This window comes from Pseudoalteromonas peptidolytica, from assembly GCF_012641745.1.
GTDB lineage: Bacteria > Pseudomonadota > Gammaproteobacteria > Enterobacterales > Alteromonadaceae > Pseudoalteromonas > Pseudoalteromonas peptidolytica.
Genome location: NZ_WEHZ01000069.1, coordinates 1 through 3020 on the forward strand (window position 1 = coordinate 1; position 3020 = coordinate 3020).

At 50.6% G+C, this 3020-nt stretch carries 1 rRNA gene; it reads left to right on the forward strand.

The annotated features are described in order from the left end of the window. Nucleotides 1–96: 96 nt before the first annotated feature. A 23S ribosomal RNA gene (locus tag F9Y84_RS21700) occupies nt 97–2981 on the forward strand. Nucleotides 2982–3020 lie beyond the last annotated feature (39 nt).

Genomic DNA, 3020 nt, shown 5'->3' on the forward strand with positions numbered 1-3020 from the left:
TTTGATTAATTAGCGTCTACTTTAGTATTCAATATTAACTTCTGGCGAAGTTAAACTGTCTTTAGCAGTACAACTTAAAACTATTTTGGGTTGTATGGTTAAGTGACTAAGCGTACACGGTGGATGCCTTGGCAGTTGGAGGCGATGAAGGACGTACTAACTTGCGATAAGCCTAGTCAAGCCAGTAAGAGGCGCTTGAGACTAGGATTTCCGAATGGGGAAACCCACCTGCTTGCAGGTATCGTTAACTGAATACATAGGTTAACGAGGCGAACGCGGAGAACTGAAACATCTAAGTACCCGTAGGAAAAGAAATCAACCGAGATTCCGAAAGTAGCGGCGAGCGAAATCGGAGCAGCCCTTAAGCTTTAGTGTAGTTAGTGGAACATGCTGGAAAGCATGACGAAACAGGGTGATAGTCCCGTACACGACAACTTATCAAAAGTGAAATCGAGTAGGTCGGAGCACGTGAAACTTTGACTGAATATGGGGGGACCATCCTCCAAGGCTAAATACTCCCAACTGACCGATAGTGAACCAGTACCGTGAGGGAAAGGCGAAAAGAACCCCTGTGAGGGGAGTGAAATAGAACCTGAAACCGTGTACGTACAAGCAGTAGGAGCCTACTTGTTGGGTGACTGCGTACCTTTTGTATAATGGGTCAGCGACTTATATTCTGTAGCGAGGTTAACCATTTAGGGGAGCCGTAGCGAAAGCGAGTCTTAACTGGGCGCTTAAGTTGCAGGGTATAGACCCGAAACCCGGTGATCTAGCCATGGGCAGGTTGAAGGTCAGGTAACACTGACTGGAGGACCGAACCCACTAACGTTGAAAAGTTAGGGGATGACCTGTGGCTAGGAGTGAAAGGCTAATCAAACCGGGAGATAGCTGGTTCTCCCCGAAATCTATTTAGGTAGAGCCTCGGACGAATACTTACGGGGGTAGAGCACTGTTAAGGCTAGGGGGTCATCCCGACTTACCAACCCTTTGCAAACTCCGAATACCGTAAAGTACTATCCGGGAGACACACGGCGGGTGCTAACGTCCGTCGTGGAGAGGGAAACAACCCAGACCGTCAGCTAAGGTCCCAAAGTGTATGTTAAGTGGGAAACGATGTGGGAAGGCTAAAACAGCTAGGAGGTTGGCTTAGAAGCAGCCACCCTTTAAAGAAAGCGTAATAGCTCACTAGTCGAGTCGGCCTGCGCGGAAGATGTAACGGGGCTAAACATACCACCGAAGCTACGGCTGCACACAATAGTGTGCGGGGTAGGGGAGCGTTCTGTAAGTGGCTGAAGGTGTGCCGGGAGGCATGCTGGACATATCAGAAGTGCGAATGCTGACATGAGTAACGATAATGCGGGTGAAAAACCCGCACGCCGGAAGACCAAGGGTTCCTATCCCATGTTAATCAGGGTAGGGTGAGTCGACCCCTAAGGCGAGGCTGAAGAGCGTAGTCGATGGGAAACGGGTTAATATTCCCGTACTTGGTATGAATGCGATGGGGGGACGGAGCAGGCTAGGCAAGCATGGCGTTGGTTGTCCATGTGAAAGGCTGTAGGCTGGCGACTTAGGAAAATCCGGGTTGCTAAGGCTGAGAGTCGAGACGAGCCACCAAGGTGGTGAAGTTGTTGATGCCCTACTTCCAGGAAAAGCCTCTAAGCTTCAGTTCATACTGAATCGTACCCTAAACCGACACAGGTGGTCAGGTAGAGAATACTAAGGCGCTTGAGAGAACTCGGGTGAAGGAACTAGGCAAAATTGTACCGTAACTTCGGGAGAAGGTACGCTCTTACTTGTGAAGACTTCGCGTCGTAAGCAGGCGAGAGCCGCAGTGACCAGGTGGCTGGGACTGTTTATTAAAAACACAGCACTGTGCAAAATCGTAAGATGACGTATACGGTGTGACACCTGCCCGGTGCCGGAAGGTTAATTGATGGGGTTAGCTTAGGCGAAGCTCTTGATCGAAGCCCCGGTAAACGGCGGCCGTAACTATAACGGTCCTAAGGTAGCGAAATTCCTTGTCGGGTAAGTTCCGACCTGCACGAATGGTGTAACCATGGCCACGCTGTCTCCACCCGAGACTCAGTGAAATTGAAATCGCAGTGAAGATGCTGTGTACCCGCGGCTAGACGGAAAGACCCCGTGAACCTTTACTACAGCTTGGCACTGAACATTGACCCTACATGTGTAGGATAGGTGGGAGGCTTTGAAGCGCAGACGCTAGTTTGTGTGGAGCCGACCTTGAAATACCACCCTTGTAGTGTTGATGTTCTAACTTAGGCCCCTGAATCGGGGTTGAGGACAGTGCCTGGTGGGTAGTTTGACTGGGGCGGTCTCCTCCCAAAGAGTAACGGAGGAGCACGAAGGTTTGCTAAGTACGGTCGGACATCGTACGGTTAGTGTAATGGTAGAAGCAAGCTTAACTGCGAGACAGACACGTCGAGCAGGTACGAAAGTAGGTCATAGTGATCCGGTGGTTCTGAATGGAAGGGCCATCGCTCAACGGATAAAAGGTACTCCGGGGATAACAGGCTGATACCGCCCAAGAGTTCATATCGACGGCGGTGTTTGGCACCTCGATGTCGGCTCATCACATCCTGGGGCTGAAGTCGGTCCCAAGGGTATGGCTGTTCGCCATTTAAAGTGGTACGCGAGCTGGGTTTAGAACGTCGTGAGACAGTTCGGTCCCTATCTGCCGTGGGCGTTTGAGAATTGAGAGGGGCTGCTCCTAGTACGAGAGGACCGGAGTGGACGAACCGCTGGTGTTCGGGTTGTGATGCCAATTGCATTGCCCGGTAGCTACGTTCGGAATCGATAACCGCTGAAAGCATCTAAGCGGGAAGCGAGCCTCGAGATGAGTTCTCACTTTGACTTAGAGTCAACTGAAGGGCCGTTGAAGACTACAACGTTGATAGGCGAGATGTGGAAGTGCTGTGAGGCATTAAGCTAACTCGTACTAATTACCCGTGAGGCTTAACCATACAACGCCAAAGTGGTTTAGCGACAGAAGTTAATAGACT